The 21,580-nt window shown below is 61.5% G+C and carries 24 protein-coding genes and 1 pseudogene; 20 read left to right on the forward strand and 5 right to left on the reverse strand.

The genetic code is table 11. The features are described 5' to 3' along the window. Nucleotides 1-66 precede the first annotated feature (66 nt). The 20 genes and pseudogenes from LMTR21_RS06540 to LMTR21_RS06635 all read left to right on the forward strand — a co-directional run bounded on the left by LMTR21_RS06540 (nucleotide 67) and on the right by LMTR21_RS06635 (nucleotide 19,088). Nucleotides 67-348 (forward strand): helix-turn-helix transcriptional regulator, encoded by a 282-nt coding sequence (locus LMTR21_RS06540; protein ID WP_057854240.1) that lies wholly within the window; start codon nucleotides 67-69, stop codon nucleotides 346-348. Next, nucleotides 348-1,229 carry a replication initiator protein A gene (locus LMTR21_RS06545; RefSeq protein ID WP_065755790.1) on the forward strand — a complete coding sequence of 294 codons (882 nt, stop codon included), beginning with the start codon at nucleotides 348-350 and terminating at the stop codon, nucleotides 1,227-1,229. Before LMTR21_RS06540 ends, LMTR21_RS06545 begins: the two co-directional genes overlap by 1 nt. Before the next feature lie 244 nt (nucleotides 1,230-1,473). Beyond that, nucleotides 1,474-1,938 carry a DUF2840 domain-containing protein gene (locus tag LMTR21_RS06550; RefSeq protein ID WP_065755791.1) on the forward strand — a complete coding sequence of 155 codons (465 nt, stop codon included), beginning with the start codon at nucleotides 1,474-1,476 and terminating at the stop codon, nucleotides 1,936-1,938. A gap of 23 nt (nucleotides 1,939-1,961) precedes the next feature. Further along, on the forward strand, nucleotides 1,962-2,447 hold the full coding sequence (locus tag LMTR21_RS06555) for a S26 family signal peptidase (RefSeq protein WP_065755792.1): 486 nt from the start codon (nucleotides 1,962-1,964) through the stop codon (nucleotides 2,445-2,447). A 666-nt stretch (nucleotides 2,448-3,113) separates the two neighbouring features. Continuing rightward, the gene (locus tag LMTR21_RS06560; protein WP_065755793.1) at nucleotides 3,114-4,868 is read left to right on the forward strand and encodes a relaxase/mobilization nuclease domain-containing protein; all 1,755 of its coding nucleotides are present in this window, start codon (nucleotides 3,114-3,116) and stop codon (nucleotides 4,866-4,868) included. A 240-nt stretch (nucleotides 4,869-5,108) separates the two neighbouring features. Next, nucleotides 5,109-5,687, forward strand: a complete 579-nt coding sequence (locus tag LMTR21_RS06565; RefSeq protein WP_065755794.1) for a ribbon-helix-helix protein, CopG family — start codon at nucleotides 5,109-5,111, stop codon at nucleotides 5,685-5,687. 130 nt (nucleotides 5,688-5,817) lie between these two features. Next, nucleotides 5,818-7,197, forward strand: coding sequence for an MFS transporter (locus LMTR21_RS06570; RefSeq protein WP_246175343.1), 1,380 nt, complete (start codon nucleotides 5,818-5,820; stop codon nucleotides 7,195-7,197). Continuing rightward, nucleotides 7,115-9,058, forward strand: coding sequence for a conjugal transfer protein TraG (locus tag LMTR21_RS06575; RefSeq protein WP_246175684.1), 1,944 nt, complete (start codon nucleotides 7,115-7,117; stop codon nucleotides 9,056-9,058). Before LMTR21_RS06570 ends, LMTR21_RS06575 begins: the two co-directional genes overlap by 83 nt. 9 nt (nucleotides 9,059-9,067) lie before the next feature. Beyond that, a complete protein-coding gene (locus tag LMTR21_RS06580; protein ID WP_065755796.1) occupies nucleotides 9,068-9,502 on the forward strand; it encodes a CopG family transcriptional regulator in 435 nt (144 codons plus the stop codon). 177 nt (nucleotides 9,503-9,679) lie between these two features. Beyond that, nucleotides 9,680-10,600: a P-type conjugative transfer ATPase TrbB gene (gene trbB / locus LMTR21_RS06585; RefSeq protein ID WP_065755797.1), complete on the forward strand. Its 921-nt coding sequence runs from the start codon at nucleotides 9,680-9,682 to the stop codon at nucleotides 10,598-10,600. Continuing rightward, complete coding sequence (locus tag LMTR21_RS06590; RefSeq protein ID WP_065755798.1) at nucleotides 10,597-10,908, forward strand: TrbC/VirB2 family type IV secretion system protein; 312 nt, start codon at nucleotides 10,597-10,599, stop codon at nucleotides 10,906-10,908. Before trbB ends, LMTR21_RS06590 begins: the two co-directional genes overlap by 4 nt. Further along, nucleotides 10,908-11,171, forward strand: a complete 264-nt coding sequence (locus tag LMTR21_RS06595; RefSeq protein ID WP_065755799.1) for a VirB3 family type IV secretion system protein — start codon at nucleotides 10,908-10,910, stop codon at nucleotides 11,169-11,171. The genes LMTR21_RS06590 and LMTR21_RS06595 overlap by 1 nt, the downstream gene beginning before the upstream one ends. A 7-nt stretch (nucleotides 11,172-11,178) precedes the next feature. Continuing rightward, entirely contained in the window at nucleotides 11,179-13,620 is a 2,442-nt protein-coding gene (trbE, locus tag LMTR21_RS06600) for a conjugal transfer protein TrbE (protein ID WP_065755800.1), read from the forward strand. Next, nucleotides 13,617-14,354: a P-type conjugative transfer protein TrbJ gene (trbJ, locus tag LMTR21_RS06605; protein ID WP_065755801.1), complete on the forward strand. Its 738-nt coding sequence runs from the start codon at nucleotides 13,617-13,619 to the stop codon at nucleotides 14,352-14,354. The genes trbE and trbJ overlap by 4 nt, the downstream gene beginning before the upstream one ends. A 26-nt stretch (nucleotides 14,355-14,380) precedes the next feature. Then, the gene (trbK-alt, locus tag LMTR21_RS41745; protein ID WP_187399317.1) at nucleotides 14,381-14,740 is read left to right on the forward strand and encodes a putative entry exclusion protein TrbK-alt; all 360 of its coding nucleotides are present in this window, start codon (nucleotides 14,381-14,383) and stop codon (nucleotides 14,738-14,740) included. A 4-nt stretch (nucleotides 14,741-14,744) separates the two neighbouring features. Next, on the forward strand, nucleotides 14,745-15,995 hold the full coding sequence (gene trbL / locus LMTR21_RS06615) for a P-type conjugative transfer protein TrbL (RefSeq protein WP_065755802.1): 1,251 nt from the start codon (nucleotides 14,745-14,747) through the stop codon (nucleotides 15,993-15,995). Next, the gene (gene trbF, locus LMTR21_RS06620; RefSeq protein ID WP_065755803.1) at nucleotides 15,995-16,678 is read left to right on the forward strand and encodes a conjugal transfer protein TrbF; all 684 of its coding nucleotides are present in this window, start codon (nucleotides 15,995-15,997) and stop codon (nucleotides 16,676-16,678) included. Before trbL ends, trbF begins: the two co-directional genes overlap by 1 nt. Before the next feature lie 44 nt (nucleotides 16,679-16,722). Next, complete coding sequence (trbG, locus tag LMTR21_RS06625; protein ID WP_246175685.1) at nucleotides 16,723-17,658, forward strand: P-type conjugative transfer protein TrbG; 936 nt, start codon at nucleotides 16,723-16,725, stop codon at nucleotides 17,656-17,658. Between the two features lie 62 nt (nucleotides 17,659-17,720). Continuing rightward, nucleotides 17,721-18,845: a TraB/TrbI/VirB10 family type IV secretion system protein gene (locus LMTR21_RS06630; protein WP_246175686.1), complete on the forward strand. Its 1,125-nt coding sequence runs from the start codon at nucleotides 17,721-17,723 to the stop codon at nucleotides 18,843-18,845. Nucleotides 18,846-18,849: 4 nt separating this feature from the next. Further along, nucleotides 18,850-19,088, forward strand: a pseudogene (locus LMTR21_RS06635) (DUF2274 domain-containing protein). Here the strand turns inward: LMTR21_RS06635 and LMTR21_RS06640 are convergent. The 5 genes from LMTR21_RS06640 to LMTR21_RS06655 all read right to left on the reverse strand — a co-directional run bounded on the left by LMTR21_RS06640 (nucleotide 19,064) and on the right by LMTR21_RS06655 (nucleotide 21,576). Beyond that, complete coding sequence (locus LMTR21_RS06640; RefSeq protein WP_065755806.1) at nucleotides 19,064-20,020, reverse strand: LysR family transcriptional regulator; 957 nt, start codon at nucleotides 20,018-20,020, stop codon at nucleotides 19,064-19,066. The pseudogene LMTR21_RS06635 and the gene LMTR21_RS06640 overlap by 25 nt on opposite strands. Nucleotides 20,021-20,299: 279 nt before the next feature. Then, complete coding sequence (locus LMTR21_RS39935) at nucleotides 20,300-20,446, reverse strand: hypothetical protein (RefSeq protein WP_187399437.1); 147 nt, start codon at nucleotides 20,444-20,446, stop codon at nucleotides 20,300-20,302. Beyond that, a complete protein-coding gene (locus tag LMTR21_RS41750; protein WP_430642577.1) occupies nucleotides 20,392-20,544 on the reverse strand; it encodes a hypothetical protein in 153 nt (50 codons plus the stop codon). The genes LMTR21_RS39935 and LMTR21_RS41750 overlap by 55 nt, the downstream gene beginning before the upstream one ends. Then, complete coding sequence (locus LMTR21_RS41755; protein ID WP_065755807.1) at nucleotides 20,475-20,819, reverse strand: tripartite tricarboxylate transporter substrate-binding protein; 345 nt, start codon at nucleotides 20,817-20,819, stop codon at nucleotides 20,475-20,477. The genes LMTR21_RS41750 and LMTR21_RS41755 overlap by 70 nt, the downstream gene beginning before the upstream one ends. Before the next feature lie 46 nt (nucleotides 20,820-20,865). Next, complete coding sequence (locus LMTR21_RS06655; protein ID WP_065755808.1) at nucleotides 20,866-21,576, reverse strand: YkgJ family cysteine cluster protein; 711 nt, start codon at nucleotides 21,574-21,576, stop codon at nucleotides 20,866-20,868. Nucleotides 21,577-21,580 lie beyond the last annotated feature (4 nt).

Consider the following 21,580-nt stretch of genomic DNA (forward strand, 5'->3'; position numbering starts at 1 on the left):
CCTCCATGATCACCGCATGCACGCTGTCACCGCAGCGCTAGCGCGATCCCTTCATGGAGCCCTCAAATGCCTGATCCCATGGCCGGTCTGCCGCCACGCTTCCTGCGAACGCCGGAGGCCGCGCGGTACCTCGGACTGTCCGGTCGCACCCTGGAAAAACACCGCACCTACGGGACCGGACCGACCTATCGGAAGATCGGTGGCCGCGTCGTATATGCGCTCGATGATCTGAAGGCCTGGGCCGATCTCGGTGCCAAGACATCGACGTCCGACCCCGGTAAGGGGACGGTCCTGCCTGCGAAGAAGCATCCGGCGCTGCGCCCCTATGCCGGCCAGGAACGTCGCTGATGCGGCACAAATTACGATCCGAGCGCAATCAGCTTGAGCTGTTTCGCGCATTGCCAGGCGACCTCGCACCGCGCGATGCGCAGGACCTGATGGCCTATCCATTCTTTTCACTGGCCAAGTCGAAGCGCAGCGTACCCATCGATTTCCGGGCGGGAGGCATTTCCATTCGCGTCGAGCCGGTGCCGGAACACGGCATGGCAACGATTTGGGATGCTGACGTCCTGATCTGGGCAGCCTCGCAAATTGTCGAGGCGCGCGACGCCGGGCTGAAGACCTCGCGTCTGATGGCGGCAACGCCGCACGAAATTCTGACCTTCGTTGGCCGCGGCACCAGCGTGCGCGACTATGATCGCCTCAAGGCGGGTCTGGATCGGCTGCAGTCAACCTCGGTGCTGACATCGATCCGGCAGCCCGCTGAACGACGGCGGCATCGCTTCTCCTGGATCAACGAATGGAAGGAGACGGCGGATGCCAATGGACGCCCCATGGGGCTCGAACTGATTCTGCCGGACTGGTTCTACGCTGGCGTTCGCAATGACGCGCTCGTGCTGACAATCGACCGGGCTTATTTCGGTTTAACCGGCGGACTTGAGCGTTGGCTTTACCGGCTTGTTCGCAAGCACGGCGGCCGCCAGCAGGGTGGTTGGAGTTTTGATTTCCTGCACCTTCACGCCAAGTCCGGCAGCCTCTCGCCCCTCAAACACTTTGCCTTTGATCTGCGCGAAATCGTCCGCCGGCAAACCTTGCCTGGCTATCAGCTCGTGATCACGCGCGAGCGAGACGGTGTCGAACGTTTGAACTTTACGCCCCATTGCACCGATCCACTAGCGGAACGGCTTCGCAAGCGAGGTCTCGCACTTCAGGCTGGAGATAAGCTGTGAATCAACTCGTGCTATCGGGGACCACAACACTCGTGCCATCGGGGACCGGATGCTCGTGCTATCGGGGACCGGAATCGGTTTTAAGCGCTTGTAATCAGGCGCGTTCGAGCCGCCGTAACTTTACTAACCAGAAATCCTTTGGATTTCTTCTAACGGACCACGCCGTTTTCCTGGCTGTGCATAACCACCGCGGTCAGCGTGTGGGCGTGCAAACGTTTGGCCTCCGAGCAGACGGAGGAGGCGCATGAGCGATCTCACGCAGGTCGAGCTTCTCTGGCTTGAAAAGCGTATCGAGAACCGAATTCGCTTCGGTCGCGTCGCCGAGGAGCGAATTCTCGATCGCCGCAGGCGCGTCCTGTCGTTCGCGCCCGGCAGCATCTTCGCGTTTGTCCGCTGGATGTCGAACGATTTTGGAACGGTCGTTTCACGGATCGACATCTTGCGGGCGGTCGCAACCGGCCAGCGCTGCTCGACTGTCCCTTATGTCAAACCAGGCGGAGAGAGCCTTTTGCGCCTGTCAGGCTGGTCCAAGGTCGAACACGTGCTGCAGTTGATCGATGCCATCGAGGCGCTCGGCATTGATCCTGCCGACGCCGCGCCCGACTATTGGCATCATGCTCACAATCGCCTGTCCGTCAACGAATCGCCCCGCGGCTACACAAAGTCACGCCATCAAGCCTGGCTTCATCGGCGACGGGTCGCACCGTGACGCCTCGGACCCGAACAATCCCAATGGCAATTGGCGCAGTTGCCATTCTCGCTGGGACGATCGTCGGACGGCCATCGCCAATCTACATCTGGAACAGTTCTGCGAGCGTTCCTGTCGGCCTCTATCGCGTGCGGCCTGCAGGCAGCCACTACGTCACGGAGTTGGTCGCCGTTTGGCCGCCGGCTCCGCTGGCAAGCTATCTTGACCTGAACGGCTATCTGCCAACCGGTGTTCCGATGTTGAAACGCGTGCTGGCGCGGCAGGGACAAACCGTGTGCAGAACCGGGAGCAGCATTACAGTCGATGGTATCGCGGTGGGCGAGGCGCAGGAGCGCGACAGTCGCGGTCGGACATTGCCGGAGTGGGAGGGGTGTCGCGTCATTGGGGAAGGGGAGCTCTTTCTCATGAACTGGCAATCTGCGGAATCTTTCGACGGGCGCTACTTCGGAATAACACCGGCGGCGGCTGTCATCGGTCAAGTAGTTCCCGTGTGGACATGGGAAGATTAACCGTGCGTTCCGCGTGCACTCAATCTGCCATTCCTCTGTTCGAACGGGGGCGGCACCATTCCTCCGTCCCGACCATCATCGTCAAAGCCACCGCGCACAGCGGCCGTCCAGGGCGGCCGAACGGCCGGCGCGAAGCAGCTTTACCCTGGATGGCCTCGAGCACGGTGGCATGCTCGTCCCTTGTTGGGATTGCCGTTTGCGCTCCTGTGGCGGCTCTCCTCGTGGAGCTTAGCGTGCGCGCACAGACCGTGCCGCGTCTCGCAGCTATTCATCGGTTCGCCATTCATTCATCTGGCCTCCGACCGCTCTGCCGTACCGGCGCGTTGGATAGACCGCGATATCAACGTGCTGATGGCCTACGGGCGATGCCTTCGGCCCGCGCTCTACTCGTCGCTTCGCTCCTCACCGAGCCACCCTACGGGTGTCTCGGCCCTTCGGGTAACGATCGCTATCGCAAACGCTCGCTTCCCTCGCAAACAGTGGGGCTTCGCAGGTCAACTGAGGACGGCAAGGGAAAAGCGCCGCCTTCGGCAGGGCGCATGTGGTTGGCGGGGTTGACGTTTTACCAGGCATCGGGAATAGCCAAGCCGTCGCTCCATTGCAAATCATCAGCGAAATCAATGCGGCGAGAGCCGTCGGCGAGCAACAGCTCGCGGAGAGACGATCGTGAGTGGGCAAGACAATGATCTTCGCGTTCGTCCTGGCCGCATCCGCGACGGCGGACGTAGTCCCTCACGTCCGAAGAGCTTTGTTGGCCAGGTCATGCGGGCGGCCAAGAAGGCCGGTCATGTCGGCGACGCTTTCGGCTGGGGCACGGGCGGCGCGAGCCGGTCGCGCTTCGGGCGAGGCCGGCGCGCAGCGCTCTCCTTGTCCCTCCGCTCGACCTCGCGACGGGTGGTGATGAAGGCGCGCGTGGTCCGTCATCGGGGCACGCGCTTCCGCTCGGCGCCGCTGTCCAAGCACATCACCTATTTGAAGCGAGATGGCGTGACGCGGGACGGCGCCGATACGCGGATGTTCGATGCGGCTTCGGATACAGCGGATGAGAGTGCGTTCGCCGAGCGTTGCAAGGATGACCGGCACCATTTTCGATTTATTATTTCTCCGGAGGATGCCGCCGAGCTCGGCGATCTCCGCGCCTTCACACGCGAGCTGATGTCCGACGTCGCACGGGATCTCGGAACCAAACTGGACTGGATCGCGGTCGACCATTGGAACACAGACAATCCGCATATCCATGTTCTGATCCGCGGCCGCGCAGAGGACGGCCGGGATCTCGTCATCAGCCGGGATTATATCAGCCGCGGGTTTCGGGATCGGGCCGCCGAGCGCGTTGCCCTTGAGCTTGGGCCGCGTAGCGAGCGGGATATCCAGTCTGCCCTGGAAAGAGAGGTCGAGGCAGAACGTTGGACGAGCCTCGATCGGGCGTTGCGTATTGCCGCCGACGAGGGCGCCGGCGTCGCGGACCTTCGCCCCAGTGCGTCGGGAGAAGACCCCGAACTCCGTCGCCTGATGGTCGGGCGGGCCGCCAAACTCGAACGTTTCGGCCTTGCCGAGCAGATTGCACCGGGCTGCTGGACCTTCAAACCCGGTATCGAGGACAAGCTGCGTGAACTCTCAGTTCGTGGCGACATCATCAAAACGATGCATCGGGCGATGGGCGGCTTCGGTCGCGAGCCGGACGTATCCGGCTTTGCCCTGCACGGCGATGCGCCGGCCGATGGGGTGCTCGGTCGTCTCATCGAGCGCGGACTGCATGATGAACTGAAGGGCTTGGCCTACGCGGTCGTCGAGGGTATCGATGGACGAACGCATCATCTCAGGTTCATCGATATCGAAATGACTGGTGACGCCGCGCCCGGTGCGATCGTGGAGACGCGGAGTTACGACGATGCTCAGGGCCGCAAGCGGCTCTCGCTCGCAACGCGGTCCGATCTCAATGTCGAAGCGCAGGTAACGGCGCCGGGCGCAACCTGGCTTGATCGGCAGTTGCTCGCACGGGATACGGTCGTGGCGAACGGCGGTTTCGGATCAGAAGTGCGCAATGCCATGGACCGCAGGGTCGACCATCTCGCGGCCGAAAGCCTTGTGCGCCGGCAGGGGGCAAGGGTCATCTTTGCCCGCGATCTCCTCAAAACGCTAAGACAGCGAGAGCTGGACGCGGCGGTCGCGAGACTCGCGGCCCAGACGGGGTTATCTCACAATCCTTCGTCGGAGGGCGAACGCATCGTGGGCGTCTATCGCCGGCGCATAACGCTTGCGTCAGGCAGGTTTGCCATGATTGACGACGGGCTTGGATTCCAACTCGTGCCCTGGCGGCCAGCGTTGGAGCAGCATCTCGATCGACAGGTCTCCGGCGTCGCGACAAGTGGGGGCGGAGTGACCTGGAGCATTGGAAGGAAAATTGGGTTGGGAATCTGATTGGCGGACTGCCCGGCACTTCCGCGCCATGTCGCACCTCGCGCCCGCCGCCAGGTGCCATGCAATCTCGAGCGGCTTTTTTCTACGCCGATCTATCCGAACGCACGACGGTTGCGATTGAGCAGTTGCTCGGGGACCGTGAGTAGCCCTTTTGTTCAGCGCGTCGGGTGTAGTTGATCGGCACCATTCCGCTGTTTCAGACGCGCACTGCAGGAAATCAGGCTATCAAAAGGTCCAACGATGAAGCCCAGAATTGGCGTCTATCTTTCGGAGCAGATGGCCGCGCGGCTAGCGGCAGCCGCCAAGCGTCCCGGCGCCAGCAAGTCGGCGCTCGTTGAGGCCGCCCTTGCTCAGTTCTTCGGTTCAGACGACGATAGCGATAATCTCCCGGTAGATCGCCGCCTTTCGCTTATGAGCCGCCAGCTCGAACAGCTCGATCGGGATCTTAGGGTTGTCAACGAGAGTGTCGCGCTGCAGGCTCGATACCAGCTTGCGGTGACGCCGCCGCTACCGGCAGCAGCTCTGCGAGCCGCGTGTGCGCTAGGGTCGGAGCGGTTCGATGAATTTGCCACACAGGTTTGGCGGCGCGTTCAGTCGGGGACTTCGCTCGTGCATGAGACGGTGGATCGGCTCGGCCACAAGAGAGGTACTCTCGCTGACGGTTTTGGGAAGGGAGTGGCAAAGACTTCTTCGCCAGTTCACGAGCCAGATCTCCGCACGTCAAACCCGGTTGGCATCGAAGTAGAGCACTCCACTGCCGTCCGGGAGGGCGGCAGCCTGTTCAACTTTCCAGGGAAGGCGGGACTGCCTCTGCACTAGACCTGTTGCGAAGCAGACAATTGCTCACGAAGAATCGGTCGAACAGCCACTACGGTCCCGACTGTCCAGCCATGCGACTCGACGCCGACGTGTCGGCGGCTGGACTGAAAACTGGCACCTGATTCTGCGGGTGTTTCTGCCGTTCGTTGCCGCTTATTATCTCTCATTTCTATTCCGGACTATCAATGCGACGGTCGCTGGCTCTTTGACATCGGAATTTGGCCTCAGCGCTGGCGATCTTGGTCTACTGACGTCTGTTTACTACCTGACTTTTGCGGCTGCCCAGATTCCGATCGGCATCTTGTTGGACCGATATGGTCCGGGGCGGATCCAAAGTGCCGTGATGATTGCCGCAGCTCTGGGCGCGGCGCTATTTGCCGTCTCGGATAATTTTTGGCTGCTCCTCGGCGGCCGAGCGCTGATCGGTCTTGGTGTCGCCGCGTCATTGACGGCCGGCTTGAAAGCCCTCGTGCTCTGGTTTCCCAGCGAACGTGTCCCGCTGCTCAACGGCCTGATGATCATGTTGGGGGCCTTGGGCGCACTGACGGCAACTTTGCCTGCGGAGGTCCTGCTGGTTTCGGCGGGTTGGCGAGCATTGTTTGCGCTGCTCGCGATTGTCTCGGCCGGCTGCGCTCTTGTCATCTATCTTGCTGTCCCAGAGGTGCCAGCACCTATATCGGTGGCAGGCGAACCAAATAGCCTAAGGATGGTTTATGCCGACCGACGCTTCTGGCGCCTGGCTCCGCTTTCAGCCGCCTGTATCGGGACGGCATGGGCGTTGCAGGGACTGTGGGCGGCGCCATGGCTCAGCGATGTCGAGCGCCTCGACCGCTCGGGACTACTCTGGCATTTGCTCATCATGGCAATCGCATTGAGTTTGGGCGGGCTTCTGTGGGGCGTTGCGGTCGATCGGGCGCGTCGACGTGGCGTTGGACCGCGGCCGCTGTTGGGCCTTGTCGCGACGATGTTCATCGCGGCTCAATTGGCATTGATTTTGCGATTGCCGCTCCCGTCGTATGTCCCATGGATCTTCGTGGCGGCAGTCGGCGCTGGGACTGTCCTCAGTTACGCGATCCTAGCCGAGTATTTCCCTAAAGAGCTGGCGGGTAGAGCCAATGCAGCGCTGAACGTCTTCCACATCGGTAGCGCGTTTGTCGTGCAATATATGACGGGGTTAGTGGTTCAGCTCTGGCCTCCCATAGATGGGCACTACCCTGAAGTCGCTTACCAAGCGGCATTTGCTTTCAACGTAGGGCTTCAGATCGTGGCTGGCATCTGGTTTGCCGCACCAATCTGCTCGCCCGGATATCCGAAAATACTCGCAGCCTGCAAGATGGCTTGTCCGCGGATTACGGAGTCACTTGATATTCGATGCCATGTCCGCAACCAGAATACTTTGGGGCCAGATCGCCTGCGTCTTGACCGTCGTGCTCATTACGATGTGGGTCGCGACGCAATGGACGGCATGGCGTCTCGGCTATCAGCCGCAACTCGGACACCCCTGGTTTGAGCTCGCACCGGGCGTTCCCATCTATCTGCCTCCGGCCTTCTTCTGGTGGTGGTATGCCTACGATGCCTACGCACCTGAAGTGTTCGTTGAAGGGGCATGCGTCGCTGCGTCCGGAGGGATCATCTCGATCATAGTCGCTTTCGCGATGTCGATTTGGCGGGCTCGGGAGGCGGAGACGGCGGCCACATATGGTTCTGCACGTTGGGCCAGCCAGCTTGAGATTCGAAGTGCCGGCCTTGCCGGGGCAGATGGTGTGATCCTCGGGCGGATCGAGGGACTTTATCTGCGGCACGATGGACCTGAGCATGTGCTGTGCTTCGCCCCCACCACATCCGGAAAGGGCGTCGGACTTGTTGTCCCGACCCTTCTAACCTGGCCGGGAAGTTGCATCGTTCATGACATCAAGGGTGAAAACTGGACCCTGACGTCCGGTTTTCGCGCCCGGCACGGCCGCGTGCTGTTGTTCGATCCAACCAATTCAACAAGTGCGGCCTACAATCCTCTCCTGGAAGTAAGACGGGGGGAGTGGGAGGTTCGCGACGTCCAGAATGTTGCCGACGTTCTCGTCGATCCCGAGGGGTCACTGGAACGGCGGAACCATTGGGAGAAGACCAGCCACGCCTTACTCGTTGGAGCCATCCTGCACGTTCTCTATGCGGAGCGCGACAAGACGCTTGCCGGCGTCGCGAGCTTTCTGTCCGATCCGAAACGTCCGATCGAAACCACACTTCGCGCGATGATGACCACGCCGCATCTCGGCGAAGCCGGAACACATCCCGTGATCGCTTCCGCGGCGAGGGAGTTACTGAACAAGAGCGAAAATGAACGGTCCGGCGTGCTCTCGACCGCGATGTCGTTCCTCGGCCTCTATCGCGATCCTGTCGTTGCCAAGGTGACGCGCCGCTGCGACTGGCGCATCCGAAATCTCGTTGAGAATGACCGGCCGATAACGCTCTATCTCGTCGTACCTCCATCGGACATCAGCCGCACCAAGCCGCTGGTGCGGTTGATCCTCAATCAGATCGGCCGTCGTCTCACCGAGGAACTCCAGGCAAAGGGCCGCCGGCATCGATTGCTTCTCATGCTCGACGAGTTTCCGGCTCTGGGGCGGCTCGATTTCTTTGAGTCGGCGCTCGCCTTCATGGCGGGCTATGGGCTCAAGAGTTTCCTTATTGCGCAGTCGCTCAATCAGATCGAAAGAGCATACGGGCCGAATAACGCGATCCTCGATAATTGTCATGTGCGCGTTTCCTTTGCGACCAATGACGAGCGTACGGCCAGGCGGGTTTCGGACGCGCTTGGGACTGCCACGGAATTAAGGGCGATGAAGAACTATGCCGGTCACAGGCTTAGCCCGTGGCTCGGCCATCTCATGGTTTCGCGACAGGAGACCGCGCGGCCACTGCTAACGCCCGGCGAGGTAATGCAGCTTCCGCCCGAGGACGAGCTGGTGCTGGTTTCCGGCGTGCCACCGATCCGCGCCAAGAAGGCGAAGTATTTTGAAGATCCACGTTTGACCGAGCGCGTGCTACCACCGTCGAACTCAAGCTCCCTCGACCGAGACGGTAAGGCAGCGTCAGATGATTGGAGCAGGCAGCCAGCTTCGCAGATTTCAAATGTTGCCGAGTCGGTAAGCTTGTCGGGTGCTCGGCAATCTACTGCAAATTCCGGCATTCGCCGCGAGCCGGAGCTTCCCGAGCATGAAAATATCGCGCCAGAGGCCTTGAAGCCTCCACCGGAGTTCGACTTCACGGAAGATGAGGGCGACGGTGACGCCATACGAGCGCGTGTGCTGCGCATGAACGTCTCCAGACTCGCACGCCAGGCCGCGATGGATCCAGACGATGGCCTTGAGCTCTAGGATGAGATAATGCGAACCAAGCACACGTTTCGTTTGCCTCCGGACCTTGCGGGCCAGCTCGCCGATTATGCCAGCCGCAAGCGGGTGCCACAGGCGCTCATCGTCGAAACCGCGTTGGCTTCATTCCTGTCGCCAGATAATTCGGAGCGGATGGAAGCAGCCCTCGGCCGTCGTCTGGACCGGCTGACCCGGCACGTCGAGCGGCTGGAGCGTCACATCACCATTTCAAATGAAGCGCTGGCCTTGTTCGTGCGGTTCTGGCTGACGGCAACGCCGCCGCTCCCTGATACGGCGCAACCCGCTGCGCAGGCCAAGGGCCGGGAACGGTATGAGGGGTTTGTCGAAGCCCTCGGGCGCCGGCTGGCCAGGGGCCAGACCCTGGCCCAGGAGATCTCGCTCGACATCGATCCGGAGCAAACGTCGCCAACCGTTCCTCGTGAGTAATCCCGCCATCTCTTCTTTTGCTACGCCACGGCACGCCGCCTGATTTCAGCTTGTTGCACGAGCGCGTAACCTGCCTTTTCTACTGATCCCCACCGCCGAGCTCATATCTCGGCGACCTTGGGGGCAAGCGTGGCAGTTCATTCCTTTCAATCTGAGGCGGCCTCGCGTGGTGCACGCATGTTGCACACCGCGCTCGGACCGGCGATAGCGGCCTGGCTCGAAGACGCTGGGATCGTCGAGGTTATGCTCAATCCCGATGGCCGGCTTTGGGTCGATCGGTTGGCAGGGGGCCTGGCGGATACCGGCGAGCGCCTCGCGGCAGCCGACGGCGAGCGTATCGTGCGGCTGGTTGCCCATCACGTCGGCGCCGAGGTTCATCCGGCAAGTCCCCGCGTCTCGGCCGAATTACCCGAGACGGGAGAGCGTTTTGAGGGGCTGCTGCCGCCCGTCGTGACCGCACCTGCGTTTGCCATCCGCAAGCCGGCGGTCGCCGTGTTCACGCTCGACGATTATGCCGCCGCCGGCATCATGACAGACGTCCAGGCTGAAGAGCTCCGGAACGCTGTCCGAACACGTCAAAACATTCTCGTGGCCGGCGGTACCTCGACCGGCAAGACCACACTGACCAATGCGCTGCTGGCCGAGATTGCAAAAACGGCAGATCGCGTCGTGTTAATCGAGGATACGCGCGAACTCCAATGCAAGTCGGCTAACCTCGTGGCGCTACGCACCAAGGATGGTGTCGCCTCGCTGTCCGACCTCGTGCGCTCCTCGCTCCGGCTACGCCCCGACCGAATCCCGATCGGTGAGGTGAGAGGGGCCGAGGCGCTCGACCTTCTCAAGGCCTGGGGCACCGGCCATCCCGGTGGCGTCGGCACCATTCACGCGGGCACGGCGCTTGGTGCCCTTCGCCGCCTCGAACAGCTTATCCAGGAAGCCGTCATCACCGTGCCGCGGGCGCTGATCGCGGAGACCATCGACGTGATTGCGGTTCTCTCCGGCCGCGGCGCAGACCGTCGGCTGACAGAACTCGCGCGCGTCGATGGCCTGACCACCGAGGGCGACTACCTCATTTCACCCGCAGGAGACCCTTCATGAACGCCGTCACATTGAGAAGCGGGCTGATAGCTCTCAGCTCCGTGGCGATCTCGCCCACTGCAGAGGCCGCTGGCTCCAACATGCCGTGGGAGCAGCCGCTTAACCAGATACTGCAGTCGGTCGAGGGGCCCGTCGCTAAGATTCTCGCCGTGATCATCATCATCGTTACGGGCCTTACGCTCGCCTTCGGCGACACTTCGGGCGGCTTCCGGCGCCTGATCCAGATCGTGTTCGGTCTATCGATCGCGTTCGCAGCGTCGAGCTTCTTCCTGGCATTCTTCTCATTCGGCGGCGGAGTGCTGATCTGATGGACGGGCCGGTTGAAGGTTTTGCAATTCCTGTGCATCGTGCGCTGACCGAACCGATCCTGCTGGGCGGTGCGCCGCGGGCGATCGCCATCGTCAACGGCACCGTTGCCGCTGCGCTCGGCCTCGGCCTTCGGCTGTGGATCGCGGGCCTACTGATCTGGGCAATCGGTCATGCCGCTGCCGTCTGGGCCGCGAAGCGCGATCCGCTCTTTGTCGAGACTGCAAGACGCCATCTGCGCACCCCAACCCATCTGAATGTGTGAGCAACCAATGATGAACCTTGCCGAATACCGCCGCTCCACTACACATCTTGCGGATTTCCTGCCATGGGCCGCACTGGTCGACGAAGGCATCATCCTCAACAAGGATGGATCGTTTCAGAGGACCGCGCGCTTTCGCGGGCCAGATCTTGATTCCTCTGTTCCAGCAGAACTTGTTGCGGTTGCCGGCCGCCTCAATAACGCTTTGAGGCGCCTCGGATCCGGCTGGGCGGTGTTTGTTGAAGCGCAGAGGTATTCATCGAACGCCTATCCACCGAGCAGTTGCCCAGACGTGGCATCGGCGCTGGTCGATGCCGAGCGCCGGGCGCAATTCGAGGAGGAGGGTGCTCACTACGAGTCAGCCCATTTCCTCACCTTCTTGTATCTGCCGCCGGCCGAAGATGCGGCGCGCGCCGAGCGCCTCCTTTATGAGGGACCTGAGCGCGGGGAGGCTGCCGGCGCCCACCAGGTATTGCGCGGCTTTGTCGATCGGACCGACCGCGTGCTGCAATTGGTCGAAGGGTTCATGCCGGCGTGCCGGTGGCTCGATGACGGCGAGACCCTGACGTACCTGCATGCCTGCGTCTCGACCAAGATACAGCGCGTCCGCGTTCCCGAGATTCCCATGTATCTCGATGCGCTGTTGGCGGACGAGCCCCTGATGGGTGGGCTTGAGCCAATGCTAGGCGACCAACACCTGCGGGTGCTCACGATCGTCGGGTTCCCAACCGCGACCACCCCGGGAATCCTGGACGACCTCAATCGGCTTGCGTTCTCCTATCGCTGGTCGACCCGCGCGATCATGCTCGACAAGGCTGACGCGACGAAACTCTTGACCAGGATCAGGCGGCAGTGGTTCGCCAAGCGCAAATCCGTTGCCGCAATCCTGAAAGAGGTGATGACCAACGAGGCTTCGTCGCTGATCGACACCGATGCCAGCAACAAGGCAATTGACGCCGATGCCGCGTTGCAGGAACTGGGTTCGGACCTAGTCGGCGAAGCCTTCGTCACAGCAACGATTACAGTCTGGGACGAGAATCCGCACGTCGCGGATGAACGGTTGCGCCTGGTCGAGAAGGTCGTTCAGGGACGCGACTTCACCTGCATGGTGGAGACCGTCAACGCCGTCGATGCCTGGCTGGGCTCGTTGCCGGGCCACGTCTATGCCAACGTCCGCCAGCCCCCAGTCTCGACTCTGAACATCGCCCATATGATCCCGTTGTCCGCGGTTTGGGCCGGGCCGGCGAGGGACGTCCATCTCGGTGCGCCGCCACTATTCTTTGCGCGGACGGAAGGATCAACGCCGTTCCGGTTCTCTCTCCACGTCGGGGACGTCGGACATACGCTGGTGGTCGGTCCGACCGGTGCGGGCAAATCCGTGCTGCTCGCGCTGATGGCGCTGCAATTCCGCCGATATCCCTCCTCCCAGATCTTTGCGTTCGACTTCGGCGGGTCGATCCGGGCAGCGGCGCTTGCCATGAAGGGCGATTGGCACGATCTCGGCGGCGCGCTGTCGGATAGCGCCTCCGAGCCGGTCGCGCTGCAGCCGCTGGCCATGATCGACGATGCGACCGAGCGCGGCTGGGCGGCGGAATGGGTCGCAACCATTCTCACCCGCGAAAAGATCGACATCACGCCTGAAGCTAAGGACCATCTTTGGTCGGCGTTGTCATCGTTGGCTTCGGCACCTCACGGCGAACGGACGCTGACCGGTTTGTCCGTGCTGCTGCAGTCCCAGAGCCTGAAAAGGGCTCTCCAACCCTACTGCCTCGGTGGCCCCTTCGGGCGCTTGCTCGATGCCGAGACCGAACGGCTTGGAACAACTTCAGTCCAGGCGTTCGAAACCGAGGGCTTGATCGGGACCGGTGCCGCACCCGCTGTGCTCGCCTATCTCTTCCACCGTATCGAAGGTCAACTCGATGGGAGGCCGACGCTACTCATTATCGACGAAGGTTGGCTCGCGCTCGACGACGAAGGGTTTGCCGGCCAGATCCGCGAATGGCTGAAGACGCTGCGGAAGAAGAATGCCTCCGTCGTCTTCGCCACGCAATCGCTCTCGGATATCGACGGCTCCGAGATTGCGCCTGCCATCATCGAAAGCTGTCCGACGCGACTGCTCCTGCCGAACGAGCGGGCGATCGAGCCGCAGATAACTTCCATCTACCGGCGCTTCGGTCTCAATGACCGGCAGATCGAGATCCTCGCGCGCGCCACGCCCAAGCGCGATTACTACTGCCAATCCCGGCGCGGCAATCGCTTGTTCGAGCTGGGTCTAGATGAATTCGCGCTCGCCTTCACTGCGGCTTCCTCAAAGTCCGACCAGGCAATGATCGAGCGGGTTCTCGCCGAACATGGCCGCGAGGGGTTCGTCATGGGTTGGCTCGCCGAGCGTGGGCTGGGTTGGGCCGCCGATCTCATTCCGGGTCTCAGAGTGCAGGAAGGTTTGTCATGAAGCATTTCCGGTACCTCACTGCGGCGAGCGCCATCGCCATTGCAATCGTCGGCGCGGTCTCGTCCACCTCGGCCCAATTGATCGTATTCGATCCCAACAATTACGCGCAAAACGTGCTCACGGCCGCGCGTGAGCTGCAGCAGATCAACAACCAGATCACATCGCTGCAGAATCAAGCCCAGATGTTGATCAACCAAGCCAGAAATCTCGCCAGTCTGCCGTATTCCTCGCTGCAGCAGCTCGAACAATCCATCCAGCGAACCCAGCAACTTCTCGCCCAGGCCCAGCTCATTGCCTACGACATCAAGCAGGTCGATCGAGCTTTCTCGACGACCTATGCGCCAGCATCGACGAACGCGTCAGATCAAGCGCTGATCGCGAATGCTCAGACACGCTGGCAAAATTCGGTGGCGGGCTTGCAGGATGCTATGCGCATTCAGGCGACCGTGGTCGGCAATCTCGATGCCCATCGCAAAGAGATGTCGGCCCTCGTCAGCTCAAGCCAGGGCGCGACCGGCGCGCTGCAGGCCAGTCAGGCCGGGAATCAGCTCCTTGGTCTGCAGGCGCAGCAACTCGCCGATCTTACAGCAGCAGTTGCCGCACAGGGACGGGCGCAAAATCTCGAAACGGCTCAGCGCACCGCTGCTCAGGACCAGGGCAGGGAGCAGCTTCGCCGCTTTCTGGCATCCGGTCGCGGCTATCAGCCTTCAAGCGTGCGGATGTTTCATCAATGAGCAGGCGTGGTGGATTCAGGCGGGGAATGTTCGTGTTCACAGCAGCCATCGTCTCCGTCCTCTCGGCCGCAGCTTGCACAATCCAGCTCCGCGGCGACACTGACGGTCCACTGGCTGCTGGATCGTCGGCATCCCGTGTAGCCAGTAGCCTTGCCGCCGAGCTCGAACGCTGCCGGAAGGTCACCTCCGAGCAGGTGGCACAACTCCAGGAGTGCCGTCTGATTTGGGCGGAGAACCGCCGTCGCTTCCTTGGATCAAGGAAACCACCGGGCGTTACTTCCGCCGATGCTCAGCCAAACAGCCCGATACCGTCGTTGATGCAGCCCAAGCATCCCGATCGTCTCCCCCAGGGCTGGCCGCCCGTTCCAACACCCGAACGCGAGTGATTCCATGGGTGGCACCGGCGTCATCGACCGATTTCTGGAAACCTTTACCCGCTATATCGACTCTGGCTTTGGGTTGCTTGGCAACGAAGTCGCCTTCCTCGCAACCACGCTCGCCGCGATCGATATTGCGCTCGCCGCTCTTTTCTGGGCCTGGGGCACCGACGAAGACATCATCGCCCGCCTCGTGAAGAAGACGCTGTTCGTCGGCGTGTTCGCCTATCTGATCGGCAACTGGAATAACCTCGCTCGCATCGTTTTTGAGAGTTTTGCCGGTCTGGGCCTGAAGGCATCGGGCTCTGCGCTGTCGTCAGCGGATTTCTTGCGCCCGGGCCGGATCGCGCAGGTCGGCATCGATGCGGGAAGGCCGATGCTGGAATCGATCTCAGGCTTGATGGGCTATGTCAGCTTCTTCGAGAATTTCATCCAGATCGTGGTGCTGCTGTTTGCCTGGGTGATCGTGCTGCTCGCCTTCTTCATTTTGGCAATTCAGCTTTTTGTCACCCTGATTGAATTCAAGCTGACGACCCTCGCGGGCTTCGTCCTGATCCCCTTCGGCCTGTTTGGTAAGACAGCCTTCGCCGCCGAGCGCGTACTCGGCAACGTCATCTCGTCAGGCGTCAAGGTCATGGTGCTTGCCGTGATCGTCGGCATCGGCTCGACGTTGTTCTCACAGTTTACCGTTAGCTCGGCCGGCGCACAGGTCGGCATTGACGATGCCATGGCCCTGGTGCTGGCCGCGTTAGCGCTTCTGGGCTTAGGGATCTTTGGGCCCGGCATCGCCAATGGCATCGTGTCCGGCGGCCCGCAACTTGGCGCCGGAGCCGCCGCGGGCACGGGGTTGGCTGCCGGCGGGGTCGTGGTGGCCGGAGCGGGCCTGGCTGCTGGAAGCGTCGGTGCACTCGGCGGTGCGGCGCGCGGGACTGCGGCGCTAGCGGGTAGCGCGAGCGGGACGTTCAGGGCGGGTGGTTTGTCCGGCGTCGCGGATGCCGCCGCGTCTGCGATGACGAGCCCGCTTCGTCGCGCCGCGGCAAATTCTGCAAGCGGCTCGGCATCAACTGGTGGCGCTGCCAGTGAAGCCGGCGCAGCCCAGCCAGCGGCAAGTTCCTCACCTCCGGACAGTCAGTCCAGCTCGGCCAGACGCATGAAGCTCATGCAGACCATGAGTCACGGGGCGTCGACCGCTACCAACGTCGTTCGCACTGCAGACCATGGTGGAGGAGGCGCCTCTGTCGATCTCTCCGAAGGAGGGAAGTGATGTTCAAACGACCATCCGTTCATTATGGCCGCACGCCCGCGCCCGTAACGCCCTACCAGAAAGCGGCGCAAGCGTGGGACGAGCGCATCGGCTCGGCGCTGGTGCAGGCCAAAAACTGGCGACTTATAGCCTTCGGTTCTCTGATCCTGTCGGCAGGACTTGCGTCAGGTCTCATCTGGCAATCCACACAGGGAAGCATTACGCCCTGGGTCATTGAGGTCGATCGTCTCGGCAAGGCAGAGGCGGTTAGCCCTCCCAATCGCTTCTATCAGCCGACCGATCCGCAGATCGCCTTTCATTTGGCACGCTTCATCGAGAACGTGCGCGGGCTGTCGGCCGATGCCATCGTGCTGCGTCAGGACTGGCTGCGCGCCTACGACTTTACGACCGATCGCGGCGCAGCCGCCCTCAATGACCACGCCCGCGTCAACGATCCCTTTGCCAAACTCGGCAAACTGCAGATCGCAGTGGAAATATCCAGCGTCATCCGTGCCTCGCCGGAAAGCTTTCGGGTCGCCTGGATCGAGCGCCGCTACGACAATGGCCAGCTTACCGCCACCGAGCGTTGGACTGCCATCCTCACCATCGTGATCGAAACCCCGCGTAATGCCAAACGCCTGCGCAAGAACCCGCTCGGGATCTATGTCAACGCCATCAATTGGTCAAAGGAGCTTGGGCAGTGAGCATGCAGTTTATTGGAGTTACCAGGCCGAGTGCGCGCAACGTCATGGGCCCGATTCTGCTTGTCTGCATATTGGCATTCAGCGGCTGTACCACCGTCAAGCCGCCGCAGATCAGCTACGACGACGATGTCCCGCCACTTCCCAGTCCGCCATCGCTGGCGGAGGATCGTCCGCGATCTCTGCACGTTCCGCCGTCCTGGACGCCGGCGAAGGGAGGCAAGAAGGGAAACGTTGAGGCAAAGGAGCCTATTGCGCGGATCGAGACCGCCAATGACGCTGCGCGAGTCGAGCCGCGTAGCGCCGGCTACTTCAATGCCGTTCAGGTCTTCACTTTTAGTCCCGGCGCCCTCTATCAGATCTACGCGAGCCCCGGACAGATCACCGATATCGCACTCGAGCCCGGCGAGCAGCTCACGGGTTCGGGGCCGGTATCGGCTGGCGACACCGTGCGCTGGGTCGTTGGCGACACCGAAAGCGGAAGCGGCGATACCAGACGTGTCCACATCATGGTCAAGCCGACGCGGCCTTCGATTGAGACCAACCTCGTGGTCAATACCGACCGTCGCACCTATCTCATCGAGCTGCGCTCGCGTGAAAAACCTTACATGCCATCAGTCGCCTGGTTCTATCCCGAGGACAGGGCCGGCCGTGCCCGAGCTGTTTCCCCGACGCCAGTTCTCCCCGAGCCTTCTCAGCGGCGCTATCGCTACACCTTCGAGGGCGACAATCCGCCTTGGCGGCCGATCGGCGTCTATGACGATGGCCGCAAGGTCTTTATCGAGTTCTCACCCGGCATCGTTCAGGGAGAAATGCCTCCGCTGTTTGCCATCGGTCCGGACGGCAATTCCGAGATCGTCAACTACCGAACCTATCGTAACGTGCTGATCGTCGATCGGCTGTTTGCGGCGGCCGAGCTGCGACTTGGTGGTGACTCTCAGCAAAAGGTCCGAATCATCCGAAGCGACGGGAGGCCGTCGTGACCGATAACCAAACGACTGGTGCCGGTAGTCATGGTTCTACCTCGCCGAAGAGTGCTGCGGAGATAGCCAGCTCACTGCGCCTGCGTCCAGAACGGCTGCCCGTGACACGCCTGTCGCGTAAGGTATTGGCCGGGGGCACGGCACTCGCGCTCGTTCTCGTTTCCGGAGCCGTGCTGTGGGCCCTGCAGCAGAATCGCACGCGTGGTCCAGCTTCCGAAGAGCTGTACAGCACCGATCACCACAATGTGGCCGACGGCCTTGTCGGGCTGCCGCGCGACTATGCGGGCATTCCGCGCGAGGTGCCGCGCCTCGGGCCGCCATTGCCGGGTGATCTCGGTCGCCCCATCGTTGCGGCCCAGGCCCAGTCCGGGCCGCTTGCGATCGATCCGGAGCAACAGCGGATGAGCCAGGAAAGCGAGGCCGCGCGTACCAGCAAAGTATTTGCGGCGACGAATGTTCGGCCACCGGCGGCAGCGACTCCCGAGACGACCTCAAATGCCGCATCACCGTCCGATGAGGCGTTTGCCCAGAATGGACAGGACCGCAAGCTCGCTTTTGTTAGCGCTGCCGTCGATCGGCGGACCACGAGCCCTGACCGTGTGGCGAAGCCAGCTTCGCGTTATCTCGTCCAAGCAGGGTCTGTGATTTCGGCGGCCCTTATTACGGGCATCCGCTCCGATCTACCCGGACAGATCGTGGCGCATGTGACCGAACCGCTATTTGATACGTTGTCCGGTCAAACTTTGTTGGTGCCCCAGGGTGCGCGGCTGATAGGAATCTACGATAGCCACGTTACACATGGACAGTCACGCGTGCTCCTGGTCTGGACCCGCCTGATCATGCCGAACGGCCGATCGATCGTCCTTGAGCGCCAGCCGGGTGCCGATACCGCAGGCTATGCTGGGCTTCACGACGAGGTCGATCTTCACTGGGGCGAGCTGTTCAAGGCGGCGTTGCTGTCGACTTTGCTTGGTGTAGGAGCCGAACTTGGATCCGGTTCGGATGCTGGCAACGGAAACAGCGCTATTCTGCAGGCCCTTCGCCGTGGGGCAGGGGCCCTGAACCAGACCGGTCAGCAGATCGTTCGGCGCAATCTCAACATCCAGCCGACGCTGACAATCCGGCCGGGCTTTCCGGTGCGGGTAATCGTCAATCGCGACCTCGTGCTCGAACCATACAGAGGCTGAAAAAATGGCAAAGCTGAAGCTCGGCGCCATCGCCGATGACAAGCCGGTAAAGCTCACCGTGGAATTACCGGCCGATGTCCATAGCGACCTTGCGGCCTACATCGACATGCTTGCCCGCGAACCGGGCAGTCGATCTCGGATCCAGCAAAGCTGGTCGCACCAATGCTGGCGCGATTCATGGCAACCGACCGGGCCTTTGCAAAGACCCGCCGCAAGGGTCAGCCTGCGCAAGGCAAGGGATAGCGCTCGCTCAACAATTTGAGGAAGTTTGCCAGCGCCGGATTGTCATTGTCCTTGCGCCAGTGTGCTGAATAATTGACCTGACTCGGCCCCGTGCCGTCTCGTACCTCTCGATAAGCGAGGCCCGCAAAAGTGACGCCGATGTCGGACTCGGCCACCAAACTGACACCGAATCCTATGGATATGAGGGTCTTGATGATACCTCTGCTAACGTCATGGCGTTCGATCTTGGGACGGTCTGCTGTCGAGATCAGCTTCGCCAACAAGAGATCCTCAAGTTCTCGTCCCGGGTCATAATGGCTGAGAAGGACCGTCTCATTCCGCAGATCGGTCCAGTAGATCGCCTTCCTCCCAGCCAGTTGATGTCCCTCAGGCAAGGCCACCAGGACGCGCTCGCTCCACAGCGGCAAGGCGTTGCTGTCAAAGACGTGTCCCCCGTCGGTCGCGATGACAACGTCGATAGCGCCATTCTTTAAGGCGGTGACGAGGCGCATCCGGGACCTTTCGACCATGCCAAGTGCGACCTGTGGGCACCGCTGCCTGAAATCTACCAAGGTCGCTCGTAAATTGCCGGCCGACAGCGATGTATAGAATCCCACAGACAGCCGCCCAGCCTCGCCGCGTCCGTTAGACTTGGCCGTCGTAACCAGCGCATCCATTTGTTCGAGAATCGACCGCGCCGCTCGGAGAAAATCCCGGCCGGCCGACGTGGCGCAGACGCCGCCGCTCGACCGCTCGAACACAATCACGCCTATTGATTCCTCGAGTTCCCGAATGCAGCGGCTCAGAGTTGATTGCTGCGTCAACAACGCTTCTGCAGCCCGCCGGAAGCTTCCATACTCCGCGCAAACAACCGCATATCGGAGGTGTTGAAGGGGGATCGTTGTAGATTGATTGCGGAGGGATAAAAATCTGTGGTCTTGTTCGTCGGCCATTCGCGACCATGTTGCTCTGAGAATGCAGGAGCATCGATAAGATATTTGGAATCGGGTGATTTCATCGGCAGGCTGTGTTTTTTATTGGGCCGATCCGTGCCCTGCCGTCGGCGTCCGGCAGGCGATGACGGAGGCGCCATCCGGACCGCGAGTCGCCCGAGTAGCGCACGCTTCAGAGCGTCGGATAAGCGACTTCGCGTTACGCTACGCGTGGTGAATGCACCTCGTCGTGAACATCGCACCCATAGCGATGGGTGACGTTGGCGGAGCACTTCGGCTTCAATTGAAGGTAACATTCGCTACCTTCGCCACATCGCTCCATGCCTTCAAGTCCTCCTTGATGCGGTCGGTAAATTCGGCTGGCGAACTGCTTACCGCATCCGTTGCCAGCGACCGCAGCTTTTGCCTGACGTCTGCATCCTGCATCGCAGTTCGCACCTCGCTTCCAGTCGGCTTACAGCTTCTGTCGGCGTGCTCTTGGGCACGAAGAGACCTGTCCAGAAAGCCGCTTCAGCGCCTGTGATACCAGCTTCGGCCATGGTCGGCACGTCGGGCAGCTCCCAGCTCCGGATCGCAGCTTCAACAGCTCGGCTGCCAGCGTGAAGGTTGGCGAAGCGCTTGCATAGTTTGCCGTCGATGGATTGGCCTTCGACCAAGCGACCAGATCCTTCAGGGTCTTGTGCGGCGACTCGGCATTTACCACGAGCAAGAGCGGAGACGTCCCGAGCATGCCGACGGGCTGGAAGTCGGCCAAAGTTTCATAGGACGCCGGCGCGCCGATGGCGGGGCCAACGACCATGGCGCCCGTTGCGCCGACAAGCAGCGTATATCCGTCGGCTCGGAATCTATGGAAGCTCCATGAAGACGTTCAACAACGCACGCGCCAAGCCCTTTTGGTCGGCAGGCAGGCCGCGACGACGCGCCGTTTCCTGAAGTGCGACCGTCGCCTCCATGTGGATGCGATATAGCGCCGGGTTTTGCTCAACACCGGCCGTTGCGAAGGCCGGATCGAATACGATCTGCTGGCAACGCGAAACTGACGTCGAGGTGAAGGCTCGGCAAGTCAGCGGCCTGACCTCGTAAACCGAACATCGGTTGTCCTCGCCCAGCAACGGACACCGCCTTCGAAGCCTTACCGGATCCTCCACCTCCGCAGCAGCGGCGGCAGCCTCATTAAGACGTGTCACCAATGCAGTTCGCTCCGTCGGCGAAAAGGTCACCGCGATATGGGCTGCGATCACCTCGGCAATACCTGGGGGGACGGCCACGAAGAGGTGACAACAGGCGGCACAACCGCTTTTGCAGGCGTAGACAGGCTGATTGGGAAAACTCTCGCGGAAACTTGCCGACGCAGCCTCGGTCATTGCCATGGCATAACGCGCCCCATCCGCCATCGTGTCCGCCCCCTGCAAGGCTTCGAGCAGGACAGACCTAAAATGCGAGAAAACTCCCTCGTAGCGTTTCGCCAGGTCTCTGGTGAGAGCACCAACCTCGGCTATATCGGCGACGACGCTCGCTTCAGCGGTAGCTGTTTCCGTAACGTGCGGATTGTTCATCAGA

The organism is Bradyrhizobium paxllaeri, assembly GCF_001693515.2.
Taxonomy (GTDB): Bacteria; Pseudomonadota; Alphaproteobacteria; order Rhizobiales; family Xanthobacteraceae; genus Bradyrhizobium; species Bradyrhizobium paxllaeri.

Coding starts and splice junctions, on each gene's coding strand:
- LMTR21_RS06580 (WP_065755796.1), top strand. CDS start 9,068: ATGCGAACCAAGCACACGTTTCGTTTGCCTCCGGACCTTGCGGGCCAG.
- LMTR21_RS06595 (WP_065755799.1), top strand. CDS start 10,908: ATGGACGGGCCGGTTGAAGGTTTTGCAATTCCTGTGCATCGTGCGCTG.
- LMTR21_RS06565 (WP_065755794.1), top strand. CDS start 5,109: ATGAAGCCCAGAATTGGCGTCTATCTTTCGGAGCAGATGGCCGCGCGG.
- trbE (WP_065755800.1), top strand. CDS start 11,179: ATGATGAACCTTGCCGAATACCGCCGCTCCACTACACATCTTGCGGAT.
- LMTR21_RS41755 (WP_065755807.1), bottom strand. CDS start 20,819: ATGGTCGTTGGCCCCGCCATCGGCGCGCCGGCGTCCTATGAAACTTTG.
- trbG (WP_246175685.1), top strand. CDS start 16,723: ATGGGCCCGATTCTGCTTGTCTGCATATTGGCATTCAGCGGCTGTACC.
- LMTR21_RS06655 (WP_065755808.1), bottom strand. CDS start 21,576: ATGAACAATCCGCACGTTACGGAAACAGCTACCGCTGAAGCGAGCGTC.
- trbJ (WP_065755801.1), top strand. CDS start 13,617: ATGAAGCATTTCCGGTACCTCACTGCGGCGAGCGCCATCGCCATTGCA.
- trbF (WP_065755803.1), top strand. CDS start 15,995: ATGTTCAAACGACCATCCGTTCATTATGGCCGCACGCCCGCGCCCGTA.
- LMTR21_RS06545 (WP_065755790.1), top strand. CDS start 348: ATGCGGCACAAATTACGATCCGAGCGCAATCAGCTTGAGCTGTTTCGC.
- LMTR21_RS06555 (WP_065755792.1), top strand. CDS start 1,962: ATGGCAATTGGCGCAGTTGCCATTCTCGCTGGGACGATCGTCGGACGG.
- LMTR21_RS06590 (WP_065755798.1), top strand. CDS start 10,597: ATGAACGCCGTCACATTGAGAAGCGGGCTGATAGCTCTCAGCTCCGTG.
- trbK-alt (WP_187399317.1), top strand. CDS start 14,381: ATGTTCGTGTTCACAGCAGCCATCGTCTCCGTCCTCTCGGCCGCAGCT.
- trbB (WP_065755797.1), top strand. CDS start 9,680: ATGTTGCACACCGCGCTCGGACCGGCGATAGCGGCCTGGCTCGAAGAC.
- LMTR21_RS06640 (WP_065755806.1), bottom strand. CDS start 20,020: ATGGCCGACGAACAAGACCACAGATTTTTATCCCTCCGCAATCAATCT.
- LMTR21_RS06550 (WP_065755791.1), top strand. CDS start 1,474: ATGAGCGATCTCACGCAGGTCGAGCTTCTCTGGCTTGAAAAGCGTATC.
- trbL (WP_065755802.1), top strand. CDS start 14,745: ATGGGTGGCACCGGCGTCATCGACCGATTTCTGGAAACCTTTACCCGC.
- LMTR21_RS06540 (WP_057854240.1), top strand. CDS start 67: ATGCCTGATCCCATGGCCGGTCTGCCGCCACGCTTCCTGCGAACGCCG.
- LMTR21_RS39935 (WP_187399437.1), bottom strand. CDS start 20,446: ATGCAGGATGCAGACGTCAGGCAAAAGCTGCGGTCGCTGGCAACGGAT.